The 25,039-nt window shown below is 74.3% G+C and carries 16 protein-coding genes and 1 other RNA gene; 11 read left to right on the top strand and 6 right to left on the bottom strand.

What is annotated here, in order from left to right:
- The first annotated feature begins 216 nt into the window (after positions 1 to 216).
- The gene (locus tag ACFVQZ_RS31890) at positions 217 to 5,178 is read left to right on the top strand and encodes an NAD-glutamate dehydrogenase (protein ID WP_383628251.1); all 4,962 of its coding nucleotides are present in this window, start codon (positions 217 to 219) and stop codon (positions 5,176 to 5,178) included.
- A 59-nt stretch (positions 5,179 to 5,237) separates the two neighbouring features.
- Here ACFVQZ_RS31890 and ACFVQZ_RS31885 read toward each other — a convergent pair whose 3' ends face one another.
- The 3 genes from ACFVQZ_RS31885 to ACFVQZ_RS31875 all read right to left on the bottom strand — a co-directional run bounded on the left by ACFVQZ_RS31885 (position 5,238) and on the right by ACFVQZ_RS31875 (position 8,345).
- Complete coding sequence (locus tag ACFVQZ_RS31885) at positions 5,238 to 6,554, bottom strand: glycosyltransferase 87 family protein (protein ID WP_321193513.1); 1,317 nt, start codon at positions 6,552 to 6,554, stop codon at positions 5,238 to 5,240.
- A 62-nt stretch (positions 6,555 to 6,616) separates the two neighbouring features.
- Positions 6,617 to 7,405: an ABC transporter ATP-binding protein gene (locus ACFVQZ_RS31880; RefSeq protein ID WP_383628249.1), complete on the bottom strand. Its 789-nt coding sequence runs from the start codon at positions 7,403 to 7,405 to the stop codon at positions 6,617 to 6,619.
- Positions 7,398 to 8,345, bottom strand: a complete 948-nt coding sequence (locus ACFVQZ_RS31875) for an ABC transporter permease (RefSeq protein ID WP_383628247.1) — start codon at positions 8,343 to 8,345, stop codon at positions 7,398 to 7,400. Before ACFVQZ_RS31875 ends, ACFVQZ_RS31880 begins: the two co-directional genes overlap by 8 nt.
- 184 nt (positions 8,346 to 8,529) lie before the next feature.
- On the opposite strand from ACFVQZ_RS31875, the gene ACFVQZ_RS31870 reads away from it, so the two are divergent.
- Positions 8,530 to 9,144, top strand: coding sequence for a TetR/AcrR family transcriptional regulator (locus ACFVQZ_RS31870; RefSeq protein ID WP_383628245.1), 615 nt, complete (start codon positions 8,530 to 8,532; stop codon positions 9,142 to 9,144).
- Positions 9,145 to 9,181: 37 nt separating this feature from the next.
- Here the strand turns inward: ACFVQZ_RS31870 and ACFVQZ_RS31865 are convergent, their stop codons facing one another.
- Entirely contained in the window at positions 9,182 to 12,943 is a 3,762-nt protein-coding gene (locus ACFVQZ_RS31865; protein ID WP_383628243.1) for an FtsK/SpoIIIE domain-containing protein, read from the bottom strand.
- Between the two features lie 561 nt (positions 12,944 to 13,504).
- Between ACFVQZ_RS31865 and ACFVQZ_RS31860 the strand changes: the two genes are divergently transcribed.
- The 4 genes from ACFVQZ_RS31860 (at position 13,505) to ACFVQZ_RS31845 (ending at position 19,293) form a co-directional block, all read left to right on the top strand.
- The gene (locus ACFVQZ_RS31860; protein WP_030496933.1) at positions 13,505 to 15,250 is read left to right on the top strand and encodes a serine/threonine-protein kinase; all 1,746 of its coding nucleotides are present in this window, start codon (positions 13,505 to 13,507) and stop codon (positions 15,248 to 15,250) included.
- A gap of 165 nt (positions 15,251 to 15,415) precedes the next feature.
- Positions 15,416 to 16,669: a serine/threonine-protein kinase gene (locus tag ACFVQZ_RS31855; protein ID WP_030496932.1), complete on the top strand. Its 1,254-nt coding sequence runs from the start codon at positions 15,416 to 15,418 to the stop codon at positions 16,667 to 16,669.
- A 68-nt stretch (positions 16,670 to 16,737) separates the two neighbouring features.
- On the top strand, positions 16,738 to 17,850 hold the full coding sequence (gene prfB, locus ACFVQZ_RS31850; protein WP_030496931.1) for a peptide chain release factor 2: 1,113 nt from the start codon (positions 16,738 to 16,740) through the stop codon (positions 17,848 to 17,850).
- A 360-nt stretch (positions 17,851 to 18,210) separates the two neighbouring features.
- On the top strand, positions 18,211 to 19,293 hold the full coding sequence (locus ACFVQZ_RS31845) for a hypothetical protein (RefSeq protein WP_383628240.1): 1,083 nt from the start codon (positions 18,211 to 18,213) through the stop codon (positions 19,291 to 19,293).
- Between the two features lie 80 nt (positions 19,294 to 19,373).
- Here the strand turns inward: ACFVQZ_RS31845 and ACFVQZ_RS31840 are convergent, their stop codons facing one another.
- Complete coding sequence (locus ACFVQZ_RS31840) at positions 19,374 to 19,556, bottom strand: hypothetical protein (protein ID WP_030496929.1); 183 nt, start codon at positions 19,554 to 19,556, stop codon at positions 19,374 to 19,376.
- Positions 19,557 to 19,791: 235 nt separating this feature from the next.
- Here ACFVQZ_RS31840 and ftsE point away from each other — a divergent pair, with 235 nt between their 5' ends.
- The 5 genes from ftsE to ssrA all read left to right on the top strand — a co-directional run bounded on the left by ftsE (position 19,792) and on the right by ssrA (position 23,687).
- The gene (gene ftsE / locus ACFVQZ_RS31835; RefSeq protein WP_030496928.1) at positions 19,792 to 20,481 is read left to right on the top strand and encodes a cell division ATP-binding protein FtsE; all 690 of its coding nucleotides are present in this window, start codon (positions 19,792 to 19,794) and stop codon (positions 20,479 to 20,481) included.
- A gap of 21 nt (positions 20,482 to 20,502) precedes the next feature.
- Positions 20,503 to 21,420 (top strand): permease-like cell division protein FtsX, encoded by a 918-nt coding sequence (ftsX, locus tag ACFVQZ_RS31830; RefSeq protein ID WP_030496927.1) that lies wholly within the window; start codon positions 20,503 to 20,505, stop codon positions 21,418 to 21,420.
- A 78-nt stretch (positions 21,421 to 21,498) separates the two neighbouring features.
- Complete coding sequence (locus ACFVQZ_RS31825; protein WP_383628237.1) at positions 21,499 to 22,668, top strand: S41 family peptidase; 1,170 nt, start codon at positions 21,499 to 21,501, stop codon at positions 22,666 to 22,668.
- Between the two features lie 18 nt (positions 22,669 to 22,686).
- Positions 22,687 to 23,223 (top strand): SsrA-binding protein SmpB, encoded by a 537-nt coding sequence (gene smpB / locus ACFVQZ_RS31820; RefSeq protein ID WP_051716858.1) that lies wholly within the window; start codon positions 22,687 to 22,689, stop codon positions 23,221 to 23,223.
- Positions 23,224 to 23,318: 95 nt separating this feature from the next.
- Positions 23,319 to 23,687, top strand: a transfer-messenger RNA (tmRNA) gene (gene ssrA / locus ACFVQZ_RS31815).
- A 52-nt stretch (positions 23,688 to 23,739) separates the two neighbouring features.
- On the opposite strand, the gene ACFVQZ_RS31810 is transcribed toward ssrA, so the two are convergent.
- Complete coding sequence (locus ACFVQZ_RS31810; protein WP_383628235.1) at positions 23,740 to 24,981, bottom strand: MFS transporter; 1,242 nt, start codon at positions 24,979 to 24,981, stop codon at positions 23,740 to 23,742.
- Between the last annotated feature and the right edge of the window lie 58 nt (positions 24,982 to 25,039).

Here is a 25,039-nt window from a genome sequence, read left to right as displayed (position 1 = left end):
CGGCCCCCGGCTGCCGCCCGGTCCGCTCACGCGGCCGGGCCGCCCGTGCGTACGCCGATCCCCTCCGTCCGGAAACGCCGCTCCTCGTGGCCGGTTTCGATCCGGGCATCTCTCATCCGGGCCTAACGTCTCCTTCGACCGGAATCACCGCGTCGTGGCGTTGCGCCCCTTCTTCCACCGACGTCACGCAATGGCGCGCGACAGGAGTCAGAGGACATGCAGACCAAGCTGGACGAAGCAAAGGCCGAGCTGCTCGAGAGGGCCGCCCGCGTAGCTGAGCACAGCCCGGTCGGGGGGCGACTTCCGACGGGCCCGGAGGGCGAGCGCCCGGACCGGGACACCGTGCTCGACTACCTCCAGCGCTACTACCTGCACACCGCCCCCGAGGACCTCACGGACCGCGACCCGGACGACGTCTTCGGCGCCGCGCTGTCCCACTACCGGCTCGCGGAGAACCGCCCGCAGGGCACCGCGAACGTCCGCGTGCACACCCCGACCGTCGAGGAGAACGGCTGGACCAGCAGCCACTCCGTGGTCGAGGTCGTCACCGACGACATGCCGTTCCTCGTCGACTCCGTCACCAACGAGCTGTCCCGCCAGGGCCGCGGCATCCACGTCGTGATCCACCCGCAGGTCCTCGTCCGCCGCGACATCACCGGCAAGCTCATCGAGGTCCTGTCCACCCAGATCCACGGCGAGCTGCCGCACGACGCGCTCCCCGAGTCCTGGATCCACGTCGAGATCGACCGCGAGACCGACAAGGCCGACCTCAAGCAGATCACCGCGGACCTCCTCCGCGTCCTCTCCGACGTCCGCGAGACCGTCGAGGACTGGGAGAAGATGCGCGACGCCGCGCTCCGCATCGCCGACGGCCTGCCCGCCGAGCCCACCGCCTCCGACCTGCGGCCCACCGAGGTCGAGGAGGCCCAGGAGCTGCTGCGCTGGCTCGCCGACGACCACTTCACCTTCCTCGGCTACCGCGAGTACGAGCTCGTCGACGGCGACGCGCTCGCCGCCGTCCCCGGCACCGGCCTCGGCATCCTGCGCGCCGACCCGCACCACGCCGACGGCGAGTCCGGCCACCACGCCCACCCGGTCTCCCCGTCCTTCAGCCGGCTGCCCGCCGACGCCCGCGCCAAGGCCCGCGAGCACAAGCTGCTCATCCTGACGAAGGCCAACAGCCGCGCGACCGTGCACCGCCCCTCGTACCTCGACTACGTCGGCGTGAAGAAGTTCGACGCCGACGGCAACGTCATCGGCGAGCGCCGCTTCCTCGGCCTCTTCTCCTCCGCCGCCTACACCGAGTCCGTGCGCCGCGTCCCCGTCGTCAAGCGCAAGGTCCAGGAGGTGCTGGAGGGCGCCGGGTTCTCCCCGAACAGCCACGACGGCCGCGACCTGCTCCAGATCCTGGAGACCTACCCGCGCGACGAGCTGTTCCAGACCCCGGTCGACCAGCTCCAGTCCGTCGTCACCAGCGTCCTGTACCTGCAGGAGCGGCGCCGGCTCCGGCTCTACCTGCGCCAGGACGAGTACGGCCGCTACTACTCGGCCCTCGTCTACCTGCCGCGCGACCGCTACACCACCCGCGTCCGGCTGCGGATCATCGACATCCTCAAGGAGGAGCTGAACGGCACCTCCGTCGACTTCACCGCCTGGAACACCGAGTCGATCCTCTCCCGCCTCCACTTCGTCATCCGCGTCGAGCCCGGCACCGTCCTCGCCGCCCTCACCGACGCCGACGTGGACCGCATCGAGGCCCGGCTCGTCGACGCCGCCCGCTCCTGGGCCGACGGCTTCGGCGAGGCCCTGAACGCCGAGTTCGGCGAGGAGCGCGCCGCCGAGCTGCTGCGCCGCTACGGCAACGCCTTCTCCGAGGGCTACAAGGCCGACCACTCGCCGCGCGCCGCCGTCGCCGACCTCGTCCGCATGGAGGCCCTCGCCGCCGGCGGCAAGGACTTCGCGCTCTCCCTCTACGAGCCCGTCGCCGCCGGCCCCGGCGAGCGCCGCTTCAAGATCTACAAGACCGGCGAGCAGGTCTCCCTCTCCGCCGTCCTGCCCGTCCTCAACCGCCTCGGCGTCGAGGTCACCGACGAGCGCCCGTACGAGCTCCGCTGCGCCGACCGCACCCACGCGTGGATCTACGACTTCGGCCTGCGGATGCCCGCGCCCACCGGCAACGGCGGCGACTACGTCGGCGACGACGCCCGCGAGCGCTTCCAGGAGGCGTTCGCCGCCACCTGGACCGGCCAGGCCGAGAACGACAACTTCAACTCCCTCGTCCTGTCCGCCGGGCTCACCTGGCGCGAGGCGATGGTGCTCCGCGCCTACGCCAAGTACCTGCGCCAGGCCGGCTCGCCGTTCAGCCAGGACTACATGGAGGACACCCTCCGCAACAACGTCCACACCACCCGGCTGCTGGTCTCCCTCTTCGAGGCCCGGATGGCCCCGGAGCGGCAGCGCGCCGGCACCGAGCTCACCGACGGCATCCTGGAGGAGCTGGACGGCGCCCTCGACCAGGTCGCCAGCCTCGACGAGGACCGGATCCTGCGGTCCTTCCTCACCGTCATCAAGGCGACCCTGCGGACCAACTTCTTCCAGAAGTCCGCGGACGGCACCCCGCACGCGTACGTCTCCATGAAGTTCGACCCGCAGGCCATCCCCGACCTGCCGGCGCCGCGCCCCGCCTTCGAGATCTGGGTGTACTCGCCGCGCGTCGAGGGCGTCCACCTGCGCTTCGGCAAGGTCGCCCGCGGCGGTCTGCGCTGGTCCGACCGGCGCGAGGACTTCCGCACCGAGATCCTCGGCCTGGTCAAGGCGCAGATGGTGAAGAACACCGTCATCGTGCCCGTCGGCGCCAAGGGCGGCTTCGTCGCCAAGCAGCTCCCGGACCCGGCCGTGGACCGCGACGCGTGGATGGCCGAGGGCATCGCCTCGTACAAGACGTTCATCTCGGCGCTGCTCGACATCACCGACAACATGGTCGCCGGCGAGGTCGTGCCCCCGGTCGACGTCGTCCGCCACGACGAGGACGACACCTACCTCGTCGTCGCCGCCGACAAGGGCACCGCCACCTTCTCCGACATCGCCAACGGCGTCGCGGAGGACTACGGCTTCTGGCTCGGCGACGCCTTCGCCTCCGGCGGCTCCGCCGGCTACGACCACAAGGGCATGGGCATCACCGCCCGCGGCGCCTGGGAGTCCGTCAAGCGGCACTTCCGCGAGCTCGGCCACGACACCCAGGCCGAGGACTTCACCGTCGTCGGCGTCGGCGACATGTCCGGCGACGTCTTCGGCAACGGCATGCTGCTCTCCGAGCACATCCGCCTGGTGGCCGCCTTCGACCACCGCCACATCTTCCTCGACCCGAACCCGGACGCGGCCACCTCGTACGCCGAGCGCCGCCGGCTCTTCGAGCTGCCCCGCTCCTCCTGGGCCGACTACAACCCGGACCTGCTGTCCGCGGGCGGCGGCATCCACCCGCGTACCGCCAAGTCCATCCCGGTCAACGCCCAGGTACGGGCCGCGCTCGGCATCGACGACGGCGTCACCAAGCTGACCCCCGCCGAGCTGATGAAGGCGATCCTCCAGGCCCCCGTGGACCTGCTGTGGAACGGCGGCATCGGCACGTACGTGAAGTCCTCCGCCGAGTCCAACGCGGACGTCGGCGACAAGGCCAACGACGCCATCCGCGTCGACGGCCAGGACGTCCGCGCCAAGGTCGTCGGCGAGGGCGGCAACCTCGGCGCCACCCAGCTCGGCCGCATCGAGTTCGCCCGCTCCGGCGGCCCCGACCGGACCGGCGGCAAGATCAACACCGACGCCATCGACAACAGCGCCGGCGTCGACACCTCCGACCACGAGGTCAACATCAAGATCCTGCTCAACGGGCTCGTCGCCGACGGCGACATGACCGTCAAGCAGCGCAACAAGATCCTCGCGGAGATGACCGACGAGGTCGGCCGGCTCGTGCTGCGCAACAACTACGCGCAGAACACCGCCCTCGCCAACGCCGTCGCCCAGTCGCCGTCCCTGCTCCACGCCCACCAGCGCTTCATGCGCCGCCTCGGCCGCGACGGGGCCCTCGACCGCCAGCTGGAGTTCCTGCCCAACGACCGGCAGATCCGCGAGCTCCTCAACAACGAGAAGGGCCTCACCCAGCCCGAGCTCGCCGTCCTCCTCGCGTACACCAAGATCACGGTGGCCGACGAGCTCATCGGCACCGGCCTGCCCGACGACCCGTACCTCGCGGGCCTGCTGCACGCCTACTTCCCGACGCTGCTGCGCGAGAGGTTCCCCGAGGCCGTCGACGGGCACGCGCTGCGCCGCGAGATCATCACCACGATCCTCGTCAACGACACCGTCAACACCGGCGGCTCGACCTTCCTGCACCGCCTCCGCGAGGAGACCGGCGCGTCCCTGGAGGAGATCGTCCGCGCCCAGACCGCGGCCCGGACCATCTTCCGGCTCGCCGAGGTCTGGGACGCCGTCGAGGCCCTGGACAACAAGGTCCCGGCCGAGATCCAGACCCGGATGCGGCTGCACTCCCGCCGGCTCGTCGAGCGCGGCACCCGCTGGCTGCTCAACAACCGGCCGCAGCCGCTGGAGATCGGCGAGACCATCGACTTCTTCGCCGACCGCGTCGAGCAGGTCTGGGAGCGGCTGCCGGAGCTGCTGCGCGGCGCGGACGCCGACTGGTACCGGTCGATCCTCGACGAGCTGACCGGCTTCGGCGTCCCGGAGGAGCTGGCCGTGCGCGTCGCCGGCTTCTCGTCCGCCTTCCCGACGCTCGACATCGTCGCGATCGCCGACCGCACGGAGAAGGACCCGCTGGCCGTCGCCGAGGTCTACTACGACCTGGCCGACCGCCTGAAGATCACCAGCCTCATGGACCGGATCATCGAGCTGCCGCGGGCCGACCGCTGGCAGTCCATGGCCCGCGCCTCCATCCGCGAGGACCTCTTCGCCGCCCACGCGGCGCTCACCCAGGACGTCCTGGTCGCCGGCAACGGCACCTCGACGCCGGAGGAGCGCTTCAAGGCGTGGGAGGAGAAGAACGCGGCGATCCTGGGCCGGGCGCGGACGACCCTGGACGAGATCCAGGGCTCGGACACCTTCGACCTGGCGAACCTGTCCGTCGCCATGCGGACCATGCGGACGCTGCTGCGCACGCACAGCTGACGCGCGCCGAGCGCCGAGGGGCCCCGCCGGACGGCTTTCCGTCCGGCGGGGCCCCTCCGTCATGCGCCCGCGGCACGCTCCCGTACGGGGCCGACCGTGGCCCCCCACAGGCGGACGGCGGCGACGGCGGTGGCGGCCAGCAGCAGGCCGTTGCGCAGCACCATGACCGCCACGCCGAGCGGGGTGCCGGTGACGACGTCGGCGTAGAGGACGGGGTACGCGAGCGAGCTGAGCGCCGCCGCCGGGAGCAGCAGCACGGCCACCGGCCGCATCACCGTGCGGCGGGAGGTCAGGCAGACGGCCGCGAGGCCGAGCAGCCAGACCAGGTACTGGGGGCTGATCACCCGGCTCGTCACGGTGAGCAGCAGCACCGCGGCGAGCGCCGCGTCCAGCGGGGTGGCCTCCGTCCAGCGGGTGGCGCGCAGCCGCCAGAACACCAGCGCGAGGACGGCGGCGACCGTCAGCAGCAGGAAGAGGTGCCCGAGGGTGGAGACGTACGGGCCCACGTACTCGTAGGCCCCGTAGCGGACCTCCGCCGTACCGGGCCACAGGCCGGCCGCGCGGGCGACGGCCAGCGCGGTGCCGCCGACGGACTCGATCTGGATGCCGCGGGCGCCCTGCCGGTGCAGGAAGCCGAGCGAGTCGGAGAAGCACAGCGCGAGGACGGCGAGCAGGGCTCCGGCGGTGACGGCGGCGGCCGTCCACGCCTCGCGGGTGGTACGGCCCCGGGGCGTGCCGATCAGCGCGAGCGCCGGCCACACCTTCACCAGCGCGCCGAGCCCGGCGAGCGCCCCGCCGAGCCGGTGGCCGGCCGGGGAGCGGAGCTTCAGGAACAGCAGGGCGAGCACCGCGAGGGCGGTGGCCTGCACGTCGTAGCGGGCGAGCGGCACGTGGAGGAGGAGCGGCAGGGCGCAGACCCAGTACCAGGCGCCGTGGGTGAGCCGGGCGCGGTCGGCGACGGCGAGCCCGAGGGTGACGGCGGCGTCGGCGAGCAGCGTGAGGACGACGAACGCCTGGGTGTAGCCGAGCCAGGACGTCAGCAGGCCCGGTGCCATGACCACCAGGCCGGCGCCGGGCGGGTACTGCCAGGTGGGGTCGGCGGGCGGGAAGGTGCCGTCGGCGAAGAGGCCGTACCAGTGGCGGTAGAGCAGCTGGACCTCGTGGGCGACCCCGCCGACGCCGAGGCTGTCGTTCACGAGCAGCGCCAGCATGCCGGCGCGGGTGAGCAGCCAGACGACGGCGAGGGCGAGGACGGGGCCGCTGCCGACGGTGACGAAGGTGGCGGACGTGAAGGTGTCCGACTCGAAGGGCGAGCGGGTGAGGGAGGGCGGCGCGGGGGAGGCGGCGCGGGAGCGGGGGCGGTCTGGCGTCGTCACGCTCCGACCGTAGGTCGGCGGCCGGGGGTGTGCCCTGTCCGTTCGGCTGGATGGAGCCGGTTTCAGCCCCGCGTACGGGTGGCCTCCTCGTACGCCGCCACCACCTCGTCCGCCGGGCCGTCCCTCAGCAGTTCGCCGGCCTCCAGCCACAGCGCGCGGTCGCAGGTCTCGCGGATGGTCGTGGCCGCGTGGGCGACGAGGAAGACGGTGCCGGCGGCGGCCCGCAGTTCCTCGATGCGGCGGCGGCTGCGGCGCTGGAAGGCGGCGTCGCCGGTGGCCAGGGCTTCGTCGATGAGGAGCACGTCGTGGCCGCGGGTGGCCGCGGAGAGGGCGAAGCGGAGGCGGGCGCTCATGCCGGAGGAGTAGGTGCGCAGGGGGCGGGCGAGCGGGTCGTCGTCCTCGCGGCCGGGCTTCCGGAGCCCGGAGAAGTCGACGATCTCGTCGTACCGGGCGGTGATCTCCCGGCGGCTCATGCCGAGGGCGAGGCCGCCGAGGATGACGTTCCGCTCGCCGGAGAGGTCGTTCATGAGGGCCGCGTCGACGCCGAGGAGGGCGGGGCGGCCCCGGGTGTAGAGGGTGCCGCTCTCGACCGGCTGGAGGCCGGCGATGGCCTTCAGGAGGGTGGACTTCCCCGATCCGTTCGAACCGATCAGGCCGATCGTCTCGCCGCGCCGGGCGACGAAGCCGACGCCCTTCACGGCGTGCACCCGGCGGCGGGCGCCGGGGCCGGTGGGCACGGTGTAGGAGAGGTGGACGCGGTCGGCGATGACGGTGGGGTCGCCGGGGCGGGGTGTCTTGGGGCGGGGTGCGGATCCTGGCGGGGTGCCCGGTGCGCTGGGGGTGTCAGCCACGGCCGTACGTCTCCTCCGCCTTCCAGAACCACAGGAAGCCGCCGGTGAACGCGAGGACGGCCCAGCCGGCGGCGAGGGCCCACACGTGGGGCGGCAGGGAGTCCGCGGTGAAGCTGCCGACGAGGGCGAAGCGGACCAGGTCGATGTAGACGGCGGCCGGGTTGCACTGGAGGGCCAGGACCACCCAGCCGGGGAAGCGGCCGCTGGACGCCAGGGAGCCGATCGACCACATCACGCCGGAGACGTACATCCAGGTGCGCAGCACGAACGGCATGAGCTGGCTGACGTCGGGGGTGCGGGCGGCGAGCCGGGCGAGGGCGAGCGAGACGCCGGCGCCGAACAGGGCCTGGAGCGCGATCGCCGGCACCGCGAGCAGCCAGCTCCAGGCGGGGAACTCGCCGCAGCAGAGCAGGATCGCGACGAGCGCGGCGAGCGACACCAGCAGCTGCTGGAGCTGTTGCAGCGCGAGGGAGAGAGGCAGGGCGGCGCGGGGGAAGTGGAGGGCGCGGACCAGGCCGAGGTTGCCGCTGACGGCGCGGGTGCCGGCGGTCAGCGTGTTGGCGGTGAACGTCCACACGAAGACGCCGGTGAGGAGGAAGGGGAGGTAGTCCGGGACGCCGTGCTGCGCGTTCATCAGGACGCCGAACATCAGGTAGTACACGGCCGCGTTGAGCAGCGGGGTCATGAGCTGCCAGAGCTGTCCGAGCCGGGCCTGGCTGTACTGGGCGGTCAGCCGGGCCGTCGCGAAGGCGGCGATGAAGTCGCGGCGGGCCCAGAGCTGCCGGACGTACGCGGGGAGGGGCGGGCGGGCGCCGCTGACGGAGAGGCCGTGGCGGCGGGCGAGCGCCGCCAGGTCCTCGTCGGCCGGGGGCTGCGGGGGCTTCTGGGGCTGCGGGGTGTCGGGGAGGGCGGTCGGCGGCGGGGGCAGTGTCAGGGTCACGTGCGGGCGCTTTCGACGGGGGCGGGGTGGAGGGGCGGTGGGGCGCGCGGGTGGCTTCCGTGCATCGTGACGACGCATACGTCACGTCGAAACGGTTTCGTATCGTCGTGCGGTCGAGGGTACGTCGCGGTTACGTCGGAACGCAACCGTATCGTCGTGACGTGGCCGCTGGTTAGGATGCGGTATGAGCACCCCCACGCCCCGTCGTGTCCCCGCAGGAGCCGCCGTGCTCCGCGAGGACGTCACCGAGGCCATCCGCGCGGCCGTCTTCGAGGAACTCGCCGCCGTCGGCTTCGCCCGGATGTCCATCGAGGGCATCGCGCGCCGCGCGGGGGTGGGGAAGACCGCCGTCTACCGGCGCTGGAAGTCCAAGCTCGCGCTCGTCCTCGACCTCGTCGGGGCCGTCGCCGCGCAGGGCTTGCCGGCGCCCGCCACCGGCTCGCTGGAAGGGGACGTACGGGCCCTGCTCACCGTCGCCTCGCACGCCCTGCGGCACCCGATCGCCTCGCAGGTCATCCCCGAACTCCTTGTGGAGGCCGCCCGGCAGCCCGAGATCGCCGAGCCCGTCCGCACGGCGCTGCTCGACGGGCAGGAGGGCGTCGTCGCCCAGATCGTCCGTGAGGCGGTCGCCCGCGGCGAACTCCCCGAGGGCACCGACCCCGCCCGCGCCCTCGACCTCATCGTGGGCCCCCTCTACTGGCGCCTCGTCGTCGCCCGCACGGACCTCCCCGAGGGGTACGTCGACGACCTCACCCGCGCGGCGCTCGCGGGCCTGCGCACGCTGTTCCCGGGGGCCTGAGCCCTTCTCCCTCGGCCGGGCCCCGTCCCCGTACGCGTCAGGCGTGGGTGAGCGGCGGAACCGGGGCGGCCTCCACCGAGCGGGCCGCGCGGTCGAGGGCGCTGGCCAGGAGGGCCAGGTCCGTCGGGCCGTTGCCCAGTTCGCGGACCGGTCGGCGAGCGGGCGGGTCGCCCATCCGTTCCCACTCCAGCGGGACGACCGTCGGCCGCAGCGTCGCCGTGCGCGGGATCCGGCCCGTGATCCGGCCCGCCTGGAACGGCGTCACCCGCCCGTCCGGATGCCCCAGCCGGCCCCGGCCGGGCGCGGGCACGTCGGGCCCCGGCGCGCTCGCCGGCGCGTCGAGCACCACGCGCAGCCGGGCGCCGTGCGCCAGGTCGGTGTCGACGGTCCGGTCCGGCCGGGCCGAGGTCGCGATCAGGTGCACTCCGAGCCGTTCGCCGTGCCGCGCGACCGCCTCCAGGGCCCGGACGACGGACCCCGCGGCGGGCCGCCCCGGCGCGCCCAGCGCGGGCGCGACCAGGGCGTCGAAGTCGTCCACGAGCACGACGAGCCGCGGCAGCGGCAGCCGGCCGGCGGCGGCGGGCCTCGGGAGGTGGTCCTCCTCGCTCCCCGGCCGCGGCACGCGCGCCCCGCCCCGCTCCACGCCCCCGGACCCGGACCCGGGGTACGGCGTGCGCCCGCTCGCGGGGGACGCGAGGTCGGACCGGCCGGGGTGGGGCGTGCGCCCGCTCGCCGCGTCCCGCAGGTCGGACGAGCGGCCGGGGTACGGCGTGCGCCCGCTCGCGGGGGACGGGACGTCCGAGGCGTTCGGGTGGGCGGTGCGACCGCTCGCCGTGCCCGGGACGTCGGCGGCGCCGGAGGCCGTGCCCGCGCGGGGGTACGCCGTACGGCCGCTCGCCGCGGTCGGGACGTCCGACCGGCCGGGGTACGGGGTGCGGCCGCTCGGCGGGGTGCCGACGTCGGCCGGGTCGGCGTCGTCGGTGCGGAGGGTGCGGCCGCTGGGGCGGGTGGGGAGGTCGGCGGCCCGGCCGCCCGGGCGGCCGTTGAAGGTGGCCGGCAGGTCGCCCACGTGGGCCCGGCCGGCCAGGCGGTCGCTGGGGGTCGAGGGCAGTTCGCCGGAGGGGCGGGGCACCCGGGCGCCGTCCGCGCCCGGGTACGGCGTCCGCGCCCCCGGCGGGCTGTCGCCGACCGCGCCCGCGCCCGTGCGCAGGGTCCGGCCGCTCGGGCGGTCCTCCAGGTCCGACGCGTCCGCGAGCCGGACAGCCGCCCGGACGCCCTGCGGCATCGCCTCGGCGGCGCTCGCGCCCCGCTGGCCGACCACCGCGCGCGTGGTCCGCCGGTCGGCGAAGTCCGCGTCGCCCAGCAGCTCCGCGCGGCGCTTCAGCTCCGCGCCCAGCGCCTGCGCGAACTCCCGCATCCGGACCGGGTCCGAGGCCACCAGGTGCTCGGTGACGTGCGGCAGCTCCGTACAGGCCGCCAGGCCCTCGCCGCGCTCGCCGCCCGCGCCGTCCACCAGGAGCAGCCCGAGCCGGTCCGGCCGGGCGCCGGCCGCCAGGGACGCGGCGACGGCCCGCAGCAGCTCCGTGCGGCCGCTGCCCGCCGGGCCCTCGATCAGCAGGTGCGGGCCCTCCGCCGTGAGGTCCACGGAGAGCGGGCCGCGCGGCCCCGCGCCGAGCACCGCCGTGCCCTCCCCGGCGGACGCCCAGCGGGCCATCAGGGACGCCGGGGTGGCCCGCGCGAGGCCCAGCTCGTCCAGGAGCCGCGCGGACGGCGGCAGCGCGGCGGCCCGCCCGGGGACCGCCGACGCGGAGTCCGTGCGCAGCGGGGCCAGCGCGCGCCCGAAACGCTCCGCCCAGGCCACCGAGACCGCGTCCACGACCCCGACCGTGCCGTGGCCGGCGACCCGCCCGCCGGACGTGCGCAGCAGCCGCAGCGCCGTGGCCACGTCCCCGCTGAGCAGGGCCGCCGCCCCGCACTCGCGGAAGGCGAGGGAGGCGGCGCAGGCCGCCTCGTAGGTGGCGGCGACCGGCGACGCCGGGGACGCGGCGGGCGCCTCGGCGAGGCAGATCAGATGGATGCCGGCCGCCGCGCCGGCCTGCGCGAGCCGGGCCACCGTCTCGCGCAGCGCGGCCGTGCCCGGGTCGCCGTCGACGACGACGACCGTCACCGGGCCCGTGTACCGGGCGGCGGCCTCCGCGACCGCGGCCCGGTCCGCGCTGGCCCAGCCGGGCCCGAGCGGACCGTCGTCGAGGCGCCGGGTCAGCTCGGCCGTACGGGCCTGGGCCTGCTCGCGGTCGTACGCGAGGAGCAGCCGGCAGTCCTGGCCGTGCGCGGGCCGCACGTGCGGGAGCCAGCCGAGCCAGCCCCAGGCGCGCCGCCGCTCCTCCAGGGGGCGGTTCCGGTCGGCGCTGACGAGGACGATCTCCAGGTCGGCGGGGGAGTGCAGGGCGGCCAGCTGGGCCACCACGGCCCGGGCCAGGCCGGTCAGCCGGTCCGAGGGGCCGGCGAGACCGAGCGAGCCCGCCTCGCGCAGTCCGACGGTGACGGGCACTCCGGACAGCTCCGCGCGGTCGGCGGTGCCGAGCCGGACGACCAGGGCCTCGGGATGGCCGGCGGTCCGCTCCCAGAGGCGGGGGCCGGGGCCGAGCGCGGTCAGCAGGACGGCGGCCGGGTCGGGCCAGGTGTCGGGCGCCGCGGTGCCGCCGGGCGCGTCCGGCCGGGCCGCCTCGGGGCCGGCCGGGGCCGCGGGGGCGCCGGGCGCGGTCTCCGTGTCGCGCCCGCCCGCGAGCCGCCGCGCCCACGCGCCGAGCCCGCGTCGGCCGGTCCTGCGGGTCGCCGGATCGGTGCCCTCGGCGGGCGTACGGACGCGGCTGTGCGGGGCGCCCGCGTCACCGTCCCCGGGCTCGCCCGCCCGCGCGTGCCCGGCGTCCGGCCACGACTCGGCCAGGGGCACGCCGCGCGCGGAGCCGTGCGTGCCGGGGCCCTGACCGGCCCAGGAGGGCGACGGGCCGGGTACGGGGGCCGGGGGAGTGCCGGCTCCGGCGGGGGCGGCGTCCCGGGCCGGTCCGTCGGCGGGGGCGGGCCACGCGCGCGCGTCCCCGGCCGCGTCCCCGTCCGTCGCGGGCGCGGCCTGCGGCGGGGGCACCCGGAGGTGGCCCTCGCCGTCGGGTGCGGTCGGCAGCGTCCCGGCGTCCGCGGCGGCGTCGGGGACGGTGAGCCGCAGGGTGGACTCGCCGAGCCGGAGCAGCGCCCCGGGGCGCAGCGGGACCGGACGGTCGCCGACGGACACGCCGTCGAGGGTGGTGCCGTTGGTGGAGCCGAGGTCGGCGACGGTGACCCGGCCGTCCGCGGCGACCGTCACCGTGCAGTGCGCGCGGGACACGTCCGGGTCGTCCAGCGGCACGTCCGCCTCCACGGACCGGCCCACGCGGATCGCCCCGCCGTGCAGCAGGTGCACCCCGCCCGCGTCCGGGCCGGCGACCACGTGCAGCCGGGCGGCCGAGGAGACGGTGGCGTCGAGGCCGGCCCGGTCGTCCGGGTCGGGGGCGTGCAGCGCCAGGACCGCGCCGTCGACGAGCGGCGGCTCGCCCAGCACGCAGCGGCGGGCGTCCAGCCGCTCCGCGCCCGCGTACAGCACGGGCGTGCCGGTGCCGGCCGCGTCGGGGCCGGTGACGGCGGCGGCGAGCGGCGACGCCACGGCGGACAGGGCGGTGCCCGCGGGGGCCGTGACGAGCACGTCGCAGGCGCGCCCGGCGCCGTGGCCGGCGTGCGGCGCGAGGACGGTCAGCCGGATCTGCATCGCCGTCAGCGGTCCCTTCTGCGCGACATGCCCGGCAGGGGACCGCCCCGTGTCTCCCCCCACCCGGCACGGACGCGTCGCCCGGTACAGGTCGGCACGGCGCGGGGGCTCCCGACCCCACCGATGCGACGTGCTGGAGGCATCCTCGCACCTGCCGCGGACAACCCGCCGCCGGGTCGGCCCGAAGTGATCTTGAACGGTGGTCGGGAGCCGCCGGGTGTGACGCGAAAACGCCAGGTCGTCCCGGCCCGCCGGGCCGGTGCGGCAACCATCCCGGCCGGAGGAGCGTCTTCTTCCGGACAAGTTCGGACGGAATCCGGGTGGGATTCCGGCGGCGGTCACCGGGCGGCCAGACCGCCCCCTGGCGACCCGGCGGCGTCGAACGCGCCGGCGGAAATCGTCCTGTGGACGACCGGGCTGTGACCCGTTCGGCGGCACTAGAGTGGGTCGGACACCCGGACGGGTCACAACAGAGAAGAAGAGGACCTCCGGGGCCCCCGGCTCGGCTCGGACGAGCGGGGACCGGCCACCCAGGACCACGATCAGCAGGGAGCGCGTGACGTGCGGCCAATCGGCAGCAAGTACCTGCTCGAGGAGCCGCTCGGCCGCGGCGCCACGGGCACCGTCTGGCGAGCCCGCCAGCGGGAGACGGCGGGCGCCGAGGCGGCCGTGCCCGGACAGCCGGGCGAGACCGTCGCGATCAAGGTCCTCAAGGAGGAGCTGGCCAACGACCCGGACATCGTGATGCGCTTCCTGCGCGAGCGGTCCGTCCTGCTGCGGCTCACCCACCCGAACATCGTGCGCACCCGCGACCTCGTCGTCGAGGGCGACGTCCTGGCGCTGGTCATGGACCTGGTCGAGGGCCCGGACCTGCACCGCTACCTCCGGGAGAACGGCCCGCTCACCCCGGTCGCCGCCGCCCTGCTCACCGCGCAGATCGCCGACGCGCTCGCCGCCAGCCACGCCGACGGGGTCGTCCACCGCGACCTCAAGCCGGCGAACGTGCTGGTCGCCGAGCGGGACGGCGCCATGCACCCGATGCTCACCGACTTCGGCATCGCGCGCCTCGCCGACTCCCCGGGCCTCACCCGCACCCACGAGTTCGTCGGCACGCCCGCGTACGTGGCGCCGGAGTCCGCCGAGGGCCGCCCGCAGACCTCCGCCGTCGACATCTACGGCGCCGGCATCCTGCTGTACGAGCTGGTCACCGGCCGCCCGCCGTTCGCCGGCGGCACCGCCCTCGAAGTCCTCCACATGCACCTCAGCGAGGAGCCCCGGCGCCCCTCCACCGTGCCCGCACCGCTGTGGACGGTCATCGAGCGCTGTCTCAGCAAGGACCCGGCCCGGCGCCCCAGCGCCGTCAACCTGGCGCGCGGCCTGCGCACGGTCGCCGCCGGCATCGGCGTCCACTCCTCGCCCGCCCAGATCGAGGCCGCCGAGGGCGTCGGCGCCCTGCTCGCCCCGGACCCCGACCCGGCGCAGGTCCCGGCCACCCCGGGCGCCGCCGACCCCACGCAGGTGCTGCCGGCCGGCTCCGGCGCGCAGTTCGACCCGGCCGCCGCCACCAGCGTCCTGCCCACCGGCGGACCGGCCGGCTCCGCCGACCCCACCACGGTCCTGCCGGCCGGAAGCCCCGGCGGCCCGGGCGGCGCGGCCGACCCGACGGCCGTCATGCCCGCCATGCCGGCGAACCCGCCGGCGGAGGACCCGCACCCCTGGCAGAGCCAGCTCGCCGCCGCCCGGGACCGCAACGAGCAGACCCAGGTCCAGTACCTGGACCCCAGCGAGGACCCGCTGCGCCGCCGTCCCCCGCGCCGCCCGCAGCAGCCGCCGCAGGCCCCGCCGTACCAGCAGGGTCCGCCGCCGGGCCACCAGCAGCAGCCCGCGCCGTACCAGCAGCAGCAGCGCCCCGCGCCGCGGCAGCAGCAGTACCGCCCGCCGCAGCCGCCCGCCCCGCAGCAGCAGTACGCGCCCCCGCCGCCGCAGCAGCAGTACGCCCCGCCGCAGCAGCCCCGGCAGCCGCAGCCCCAGCCGCCCGCCCCGCGCGAGCCGCGCCGCCGCAGCGCCAACCCGGTGCGGATCCCCGGCCTCGGCTGCCTCAAGGGCTGCCTGGTCATGATCGTGCTCTTCGTCGTGGCCGGCTGGCTGGTCTGGGAGCTCACCCCGCTCCAGGACTGGATCGCCCAGGGCAAGGGCTACTGGGAGGCCATCGGCGACGGCATCGCGACCGTCAGCGACTGGATCTCCACCATCGGGGACGCCACCGGATCCGGCGGATCGGGCGGATCGGGCACCCCCGGCCAGTAGCCGCCGCCCGCTCCCCGCGAGCGCCCACCCGGCAGGACGACCGCCGAATACGCGGTCGTCCTGCCGATTTATCGACTTCCGAGGGGTGATTTCGCTCCGGAAGTGACGTCCGGCGGCGCGGGACGCGTAACTTTGACGCGAACCGCAGCCGCTGAGGGAGCAGTCTTGGCACGGAACATCGGCAGCCGCTACACCGCCCACCAGATCCTCGGGCGGGGCAGCGCCGGAACGGTGTGGCTCGGCGAGGGGCCCGAAGGCCCCGTCGCCGTCAAACTGCTGCGCGAGGACCTGGCCTCCGACCAGGAGCTCGTCGGCCGCTTCGTGCAGGAGCGCACCGCCCTGCTCGGCCTCGACCACCCCCGCGTGGTCAAGGTCCGCGACCTCGTCGTCGACGGCAACGACCTCGCCCTCGTCATGGACCTGGTCCGCGGCACCGACCTGCGCACCCGCCTCGACCGTGAGCGCCGGCTCGCCCCGGAGGCCGCCGTCGCGATCATCCGCGACGTCGCCGAGGGCCTGGCCGCCGCCCACGCGGCCGGCGTCGTCCACCGGGACGTCAAGCCGGAGAACATCCTCCTCGACATGGAGGGCCCGCTCGGCCCCGGCGGCGCCCACCCCGCCCTCCTCACCGACTTCGGCGTCGCCAAGCTCATCGACACCCCCGGCCGCACCAAGGCCACCCGGATCATCGGCACCCCCGACTACCTCGCCCCCGAGATCGTCGAGGGCCTGCCGCCCCGCGCCGCCGTCGACATCTACGCCCTCGCCACCGTCCTGTACGAGCTGCTCGCCGGCTTCACCCCGTTCGGCGGCGGCCACCCCGGCGCCGTCCTGCGCCGGCACGTCACCGAGACCGTCGTCCCGCTCCCCGGCATCCCCGAGGAGCTGTGGCAGCTGCTCGTCCAGTGCCTCGCGAAGGCCCCCGCCTCCCGGCTGCGCGCCTCCGAGCTGGCCGCCCGCCTCGCCGACGTCCTGCCGCTGCTCAAGGGCATCCCGCCGCTGGACGTGGACGAGCCCGGCGCCGAGACGGCGACCCCGGAGCCGTACGAGGACCCGGCGCACGCCACCTCCGCCGGTACCGCCCCCGACCCCGCCCGCCGCCGCGCGGCCGTCCCGCTGGTGCCCGGCGCCTCCGCCGACTCGCACCGGGACACCCACACCTCCATGCGCGTGCCCGGCCCGGAGGAGCTGTCCGGCGGCCCGCACGGCACCGCCCGCGCCCCGCGCCCGGCCGGCGCCCGCCGCCCCGGCTCGGCCCGCAACCGGTCCGGGGCCGTCCGCAAGCGCCGGATCGCCCTCGGCATCGCCGCCGCCGTGGCGGCGGGCGCGCTCGGCGTCGGCGGCTACCTCGCGCTCGCCGGGGACGACGGGGGAGCCCCCCAGGACTCCCGGCCGTCCTCCCAGCCCGCGCAGCCGTAGCGCCGGTCCGTCCACAGGCCGGAGGGCCGTAGGTTCGGCTCCCGGCCGGGAGCCGTTACGCTGGACGCGTGGCAGTCGTCGATGTATCCGAAGAGCTGAAGTCCCTCTCCTCGACCATGGGGTCGATCGAGGCCGTCCTGGACCTCGACAAGCTGAGGGCCGACATCGCCGTGCTCGAAGAGCAGGCCGCGGCACCGTCCCTGTGGGACGACCCGGAGGCGGCGCAGAAGATCACGAGCAAGCTTTCCCACCTCCAGGCCGAGGTCCGCAAGGCCGAGGCGCTGCGGGGCCGCATCGACGATCTCGGTGTGCTCTTCGACCTCGCCGAGGAGATGGACGACGCGGACACCCGCGCCGAGGCCGAGGCCGAGCTCACCGCGGTGCGCAAGGCGCTCGACGAGATGGAGGTCCGCACCCTCCTGTCCGGCGAGTACGACGAGCGCGAGGCGCTGGTCAACATCCGCGCCGAGGCCGGCGGCGTCGACGCCTCCGACTTCGCCGAGCGGCTCCAGCGCATGTACCTGCGCTGGGCCGAGCGGCACGGCTACTCGACCGAGATCTACGAGACCTCGTACGCGGAGGAGGCCGGCATCAAGTCGACCACCTTCGTCGTCAAGGCGCCGTACGCCTACGGCACCCTCTCCGTCGAGCAGGGCACCCACCGCCTGGTGCGCATCTCGCCCTTCGACAACCAGGGCCGCCGCCAGACCTCGTTCGCGGGCGTCGAGGTGCTGCCGGTCGTCGAGCAGTCCGACCACGTCGAGATCGACGAGTCCGAGCTGCGCGTCGACGTGTACCGCGCGTCCGGCCCCGGCGGCCAGGGCGTCAACACGACCGACTCGGCCGTGCGCATCACGCACCTCCCGACCGGCATCGTGGTCTCCTGCCAGAACGAGCGCTCGCAGATCCAGAACAAGGCGAGCGCCATGAACGTCCTCCAGGCCAAGCTCCTGGAGCGCCAGCGCCAGGAGGAGCGCGCCAAGATGGACGCGCTCAAGGGCGACGGCGGCAGCTCCTGGGGCAACCAGATGCGGTCGTACGTCCTCCACCCGTACCAGATGGTCAAGGACCTCCGGACGGAGTTCGAGGTCGGCAACCCGCAGTCCGTCCTGGACGGCGAGATCGACGGCTTCCTGGAGGCCGGCATCCGCTGGCGCAAGCAGCAGGAGCAGACGCAGTAACCCCGCAGCGCTCCCGTCCGGGCCCCGCACCCTCCGGTGCGGGGCCCGGTCCGTTCGCCGCTGCAAGCGGTGCGCGGGCGGACGGGGAGCTTTGTCGACAAGGGAACTGCCCTCCCGAACCCCGTAGTTCGGGGACTACGTCACAGTTGCATCGTCATAGGGCGGGCAACTCGTGATCTTTCGGGCATCGCACGCGCAACGGCCTTGACGCTGCATCGGAAACTCGGAAGGCTGGCCGAATGGCATGCGCATCTCTGGGGCGTGTGTGAACGGGGGCAGTTCCAGTAACCATGACGCCACCCGTGCCCGGCCCCTGGCGCTGCCCCATGACGAGATGAAGCTACTGGGGGTAGCAACCAGATGACCAACAAGACGCGAGTCCGCCTGGCGCGAGTCGCGGCCGGTGCCGTGATCATCGCCGGTGCGTCCCTGACCGCGGCGGGCGCCGCGCAGGCCGTCGGCGGCGACGACTCCGGGACCACCCTGGAGGTGACGGTCGGCGCGCTCGGCGACAGCGACGGCAACACCAGCATCGGTGACACCGAGGGCAACGACAACGGTGGCGCCGGCGACGGCGGCGCCGACGGCGGTGCGGCTGACGGCGGTGCCGACGGTGGTGCTGCTGACGGTGGCGCGGCCGATGGCGGTGCGGCTGACGGTGGTGCTGCTGACGGTGGTGCTGCTGACGGTGGCGCGGCCGATGGCGGCGCTGACGGCGGTGCGGCTGACGGCGGTGCCGATGGCGGTGCGGCCGATGGTGGTGCCGACGGTGGTGCGGCCGATGGTGGTGCCGACGGCGGTGCGGCTGACGGCGGTGCCGACGGTGGTGCGGCTGACGGCGGTGCCGATGGTGGTGCGGCTGACGGTGGCGCCGATGGTGGTGCGGCCGATGGTGGTGCCGATGGCGGTGCGGCTGACGGTGGTGCCGACGGTGGCGCGGCCGACGGCGGCGCTGACGGCGGTGCGGCTGACGGTGGTGCCGACGGTGGCGCGGCCGACGGTGGCAACGGCAACGGCGGCGACTCCGGCAACGGCAACGGCAACGGGGGCAACTCCGGCAACGGCGGCAACGGCAACGGTGGCTCCGGCAACGGCGGCGGCTCCGGTTCCGGCTCGGACTCCGGCTCCACCAGCGCCACCGGCGGTTCGTCGACCGGCGGCTCCTCCGCCGACGGCGGCACCGGCACCTGCACCGTCGAGATCGACGGCGTCGAGTGCGTCGCGGACGGCTCCACCGGTTCGACCGGCTCGAACAGCAACACCGACACCCAGCAGGCCGGCTCGCAGCCGGTCCAGCAGGGCGAGGCCAAGGAGGAGCTCGCCGAGACCGGTGCGGCCGAGACCTCGTTCCTCATCATCGGCGCCGCCACCATGATCGCCGGTGGCATCGGCTTCCGCTTCCTGCCGCGCCTGGTCGCGGGCGGGCGCGGCGCCGCCGCCTGAGCGCGACGTGACGTGATGCCGTAGGGCATGCGAGAAGGGCCGGGGAGGCAGTCGCCTCCCCGGCCCTTCCGACGTTCCGGCTACACCGTGCGGACGGCCGCCAGGAGCGCCAGCGTCGCCAGCAGGGCGATCACCAGCGTCAGGACCATCGCGGGGGACAGTCCCTGCGGTGCCAGGCGCTCGCGGCTGGCCCGGCAGACGGGGCAGCGACCCTCGGCGACCGGAGCCGCGCAGCTGGCGCACACCAGTCGGTCGTAGGTCATACGCTCTCCTCCTCCCGCAGGGGGCTCACAGGGACAACGCCCGGCACCGTCCGGACGTTCCCCCTACCACTGTGCCAGCTCCGCGAGGTTCCGGCGCGCCCCCGCCGCGAACGCCCCCGCCCGCCCCGAGAGGGCGAAAAAGGATAAAGGGCGCAAGCCAGGAGCGCGACTGCGCGGGGCTTCCCGGTTCGCGTAAGGTCACGCACACCTACTCCCGGCCGACCGTGGTGCATCCGTGATCCGATTCGACAACGTCTCCAAGTCCTATCCGAAGCAGAACCGCCCCGCGCTCCGGGAAGTCTCCCTGGAGATCGAGAAGGGGGAGTTCGTCTTCCTCGTCGGTTCGTCCGGCTCCGGAAAGTCGACCTTCCTCCGGTTGATCCTGCGGGAGGAGCGCGCCAGCCACGGGCAGGTGCACGTGCTCGGCAAGGACCTCGCCCGCCTGTCCAACTGGAAGGTGCCGCACATGCGGCGCCAGCTCGGCACCGTCTTCCAGGACTTCCGCCTGCTGCCGAACAAGACGGTGGCGCAGAACGTGGCCTTCGCCCAGGAGGTCATCGGCAAGCCGCGCGGCGAGATCCGCAAGGCCGTGCCGCAGGTGCTCGACCTGGTCGGCCTCGGCGGCAAGGAGGACCGCATGCCGGGCGAGCTGTCCGGTGGTGAGCAGCAGCGCGTCGCGATCGCCCGCGCGTTCGTCAACCGCCCGATGCTGCTGATCGCCGACGAGCCGACCGGCAACCTCGACCCGCAGACCTCCGTCGGCATCATGAAGCTGCTCGACCGCATCAACAGGACAGGGACCACCGTCGTCATGGCGACCCACGACCAGAACATCGTCGACCAGATGCGCAAGCGCGTCATCGAGCTGGAGAAGGGCCGCCTCGTCCGCGACCAGGCGCGCGGCGTCTACGGCTACCAGCACTGACGGCGGGGGAACCAGAACACCATGCGCGCCCAGTTCGTGCTCTCCGAGATCGGCGTCGGTCTCCGGCGCAACCTGACGATGACCTTCGCGGTGATCGTCTCCGTGGCCCTGTCGCTGGCCCTCTTCGGCGGTGCCCTGCTCATGCGCGAGCAGGTCAACACGATGAAGGACTACTGGTACGACAAGGTCAACGTCTCGATCTACCTCTGCACCAAGGCCGACGCGGCCAACGGCGACAAGTGCGCCAAGGGCGCCGTCACCGCGGACCAGAAGAAGCAGATCGAAGCCGACCTGAAGAAGATGACGATCGTCGAGAACGTCTACTACGAGTCGGCCGAGGAAGCCTTCAAGCACTACAAGGAGCAGTACGGCGACACCGCCATCGCCTCCGTCATCACGCCGGACCAGATGCCGGAGTCGTTCCGGGTGAAGCTGAAGGACCCGGAGAAGTACAAGGTGATCGCGACCGCCTTCGAGGGGCGGGACGGCATCGAGTCGGTCCAGGACCAGCGGAACATCCTGGAGACGCTGTTCAACATGATGCGCAGCGTGAACTATGCGGCGGTGGCGCTGATGCTGCTGATGCTGGTGATCGCGCTGATGCTGATCATCAACACGGTCCGGGTCTCGGCGTTCAGCCGCCGCCGCGAGACCGGCATCATGCGGCTGGTCGGCGCCTCCAGCTTCTACATCCAGATGCCGTTCATCATGGAGGCCGCCTTCTCCGGCCTGATCGGCGGCGCCTTCGCCTGTGTGCTGCTGGTGGCCGGCCGGTACTTCCTCGTCGACCACGGCCTGAACCTGGCCGAGCAGATGCCGCTGGTGAACTTCATCGGCTGGGACGTGGTCCTCGCGCAGCTGCCGCTGGTGGTCGTCATCGGCCTGCTGATGCCCTCCGTGGCGGCCTTCGTCGCGTTGCGCAAGTACCTGAAGGTGTGAGAAGAGACCACTGACGGCGGATGGCGTCCTGGGGGCAAAGCCCCTGGGGCGCCATCGCCTTGTCCTAGAGTGGGCGCCATGTCGGCCGGCCCCGTGCCCCTCTGTCCCCGGCCCCGCGGTGTCGTCCGCGGGGCCGTTCTCACGCTGGTCTTCGCCGGAGTCCTCGCCACCGCCGCCGCGACCGGCGCGCTGCCGCGGGACGACGAGCCGGGGCCGGAGGCCCGGGCGGGCGGCGACCGCGCCGTCTTCGACCGGGCGGCGCTCCACCGCGCCGCCGCCGAGGCCGCCGCCGACGGCAAGTCCGGCAAGCAGGCCGCCGAGGAGTTCGTCAGCCGCAGCGGCGACCGCTGGGGCGCGGTCTACGACCGGCGGGAGTACGCCGAGTTCGAGCGGTCCCTCGACGGCGCGTACACCGGCGTCGGCCTCACCGCGCGCCGTACGTCCCAGGAGGGCGGTGTGGAGGTCGCCCGGGTGCGGAAGGGCGGGCCGGCCGAGCGGGCCGGGCTCCGGTCCGGCGACCGGCTGCTCGCGGTCGGCGGACGCGCCACCGCCGGCCTCTCCGTCTCCGAGGTGGTGTCCCTGCTGCGCGGCGACGGCGTGCCCGGCTCGACGGTGGCGCTGCGGATCCGGCGGTCCGGGATGACCTGGACGCAGACGCTGGTCCGGGAGCGGCTGGCGACCGACCCCGTCACCGTCAGCCGCCCCGACCCGCGGACCGTCGTCATCCGGGTCTCCGCCTTCAGCAAGGGCGCCGGGACGCGGGTGCGGGAGGCGGTCCGCGCGGCGCCGCCCGGCGCAGGCGTCCTGCTCGACCTGCGGGGCAACTCCGGCGGCCTGGTCGCCGAGGCCGCCGTCGCCGCCTCCGCCTTCCTGGACGGCGGCCTGGTCGCCACGTACGACGTCGAGGGCGAGCAGCGGTCGCTGTACGCGGAGCGGGGCGGCGACACCGGCCGGCCGCTGGTCGCGCTGGTCGACGGCGGCACCATGAGCGCGGCGGAGCTGCTGACCGGCGCGCTCCAGGACCGGGGCCGGGCGGTCACGGTCGGCTCCAACACCTTCGGCAAGGGGTCGGTGCAGATGCCGAGCACCCTGCCCGACGGTTCGGTCGCCGAGCTCACCGTGGGCCACTACCGCACCCCGGCCGGGCACGACGTGGACGGGCGCGGCATCGTCCCCGACGTGCCGGCGAAGGAGGGCGCGGAGGAGCGGGCCCGCACGGTATTGAGTGGCCTCGGAGGGGGCTCGTAGTGCGAAAATGACCGCACTATGGCTAAGGGACTCGTCAACGTGCAGGGCAAGCCTGCCAAGAAGGCCCAGGACAAGGGGCCGGAGCGCAAGCTCATCGCGCAGAACAAGAAGGCGCGCCACGACTATCTGATCCTCGACACGTACGAGGCGGGCGTGGCGCTCATGGGCACGGAGGTGAAGTCGCTCCGGATGGGGCGGGCCTCGCTGGTGGACGGCTTCGTCCAGATCGAGGGCCACGAGGCGTGGCTGTACAACATCCACGTCCCCGAGTACATGCAGGGCAGCTGGACCAACCACTCGGCGAAGCGGAAGCGGAAGCTGCTGCTGCACCGGGCGGAGATCGACAAGCTGGAGCAGAAGGCGTCGGAGACCGGTCACACGATCGTGCCCCTGGCGCTGTACTTCCTGGGCGGCCGGGTGAAGTGCGAGATCGCGCTCGCCAAGGGCAAGAAGGAGTACGACAAGCGGCAGACGCTCCGGGAGAAGCAGGACACCCGGGAGACCGCGCGGGCGATCGCGGCGGCGAAGCGGCGCCAGCGCGCCCAGGAGCGCTGAGCGGCTCGGCGTCAATCCGCTGGCAACCGTGCCCACGGTTCCCGTACCATGGGCAGCGCACCCCACCGAGGGTGCGCGGTTTGAAAAATCAACATGGGGATGATCGGTTTCGACAGCGGATGTCGAAGCAGGGGAAGCGTGTCGAGGAAGCGGCAATGATCTCGTAAACCACGCGCCGAAACCAATAATCGCCAACACCAAGCGCGATTCCTTCGCCCTCGCTGCCTAAGTAGCGACTTGCGAAGTGTCAGCCCGGGGCTGTTCCCGACCCGGATCCTGGCATCAGCTAGGGAACTAAACCTCGATCCCGGTCACGGGGTGAAGAGGGAAATCAAACAGTGACTGAGCCCGTTCCGGACTTGTCTGGGTGATCCGGAGGGCTGAGAAACTCGTACCAGACTGCACACGGAGAAGCCCTGGTTCCGCACCGTTGGACGCGGGTTCGATTCCCGCCATCTCCACTCATCCCATGTGGGCGCAGGCCCGGTGGTCCTTCCCAGGACCACCGGGCCTTCGTCATGCCCGCGGCCCCGTGCGGAGCGTCAGCACGGACAGGGTCAGGGCCAGGGCCGCCGACAGCACCGGGAGGGTGAAGCCCAGGACGGGGGTGGGGGCGTGGTCGGCGGTCCAGCCGGCGGTCGCCGAACCCGCCGCGATGCCCGCCAGCAGGGCCGTCACCGCCAGGGTCATGCCCTCGTTCAGCCGGGACGGCGGGACGATCCGCTGGACCAGGGCCATGCCCGTGACCATCGTCGGGGCCGTCGCCATGCCCGCCACCAGCAGGCCGGCCGCCAGCGCGAGCAGCGAGCCGGTCAGCGCCGCCAGCAGCGGGGCCGCCATCAGGACCGTCATCGCCGCCAGGCAGGTCCGCAGGGACGCGGTGCGGCGGGCCCGGCCGTAGAGGAGGCCGGCCGCGCAGGAGCCCGCCGCCTGGAGCGCCAGCACCGGGCCGGCGACCGGGCCGTCCACGTACGCGAGGGCCGTCACCTCCATCGCGCCGAAGACCGCGCCCGTGGCGGCGAACACCGCCAGCAGCGGCACCGTCCCCGGCAGCCGCAGCGGCGAGCCCGCGGACGTGCGCGGGGCCACCGGCGGCTCGGTCGACCGCTGCGCCGCGAACAGCACCACCCCGGTCAGCAGCAGCACCGCCGCCACCAGCGTGCCCGCCTCCGGGAACAGCGCCGAGCAGAGCACCGCCGCCACCACCGGGCCCAGCATGAAGCACAGCTCGTCGGCGGCCTGCTCGAACGAGTTCGCCGTGTGCAGCGCCGCCGCGTCCCCGCGCAGCAGGTGCGCCCAGCGGGCCCGGGACATGCCGCCCGTGTTCGGCGCCGCCCCGGTCAGCGGGACCGCGCAGAACAGCGCCCACGCGGGCGCGTGCCCCCGGACGCACAGCAGCAGCGCCACATGGCCCAGGACCGCGACGGCCGCCGCCGGGACGGCGACCCGGGCCTGGCCGTGCCGGTCGACGAGACGGGCCACCCACGGCGCCGTCAGCGCGCCCGCCACCAGCCCGGTCGCGCTGACCGCGCCGGCCAGCGCGTACGAGTCGTACGCCGCCGAGACCATCAGCACCGCGCTGATCCCGAACATCCCCGACGGCAGCCGGGCGACCAGGTTCCCGGCGGTGAACGCGCGCGTGCCGGGCAGCGCGAAGAGACGCAGGTACGGGTTGCGGGGGAGCGCGGCGGGGCGCTCCCGGTAGCGGGGGGCGAGGCCGGGGCCCGCGGGGGTGGGGACGAGGTGCTGCGAGGACATGCCGCAAGGCTCCGGCCGCGGGGCCCGGACCGTCCAACACCTGTCCGGTTCCGATTCA

Origin of the sequence: Streptomyces sp. NPDC057854 (genome assembly GCF_042797055.1) — a bacterium.
Taxonomy (GTDB): domain Bacteria; phylum Actinomycetota; class Actinomycetes; order Streptomycetales; family Streptomycetaceae; genus Streptomyces.
This window is presented reverse-complemented; position numbering and strand designations above follow the sequence as displayed.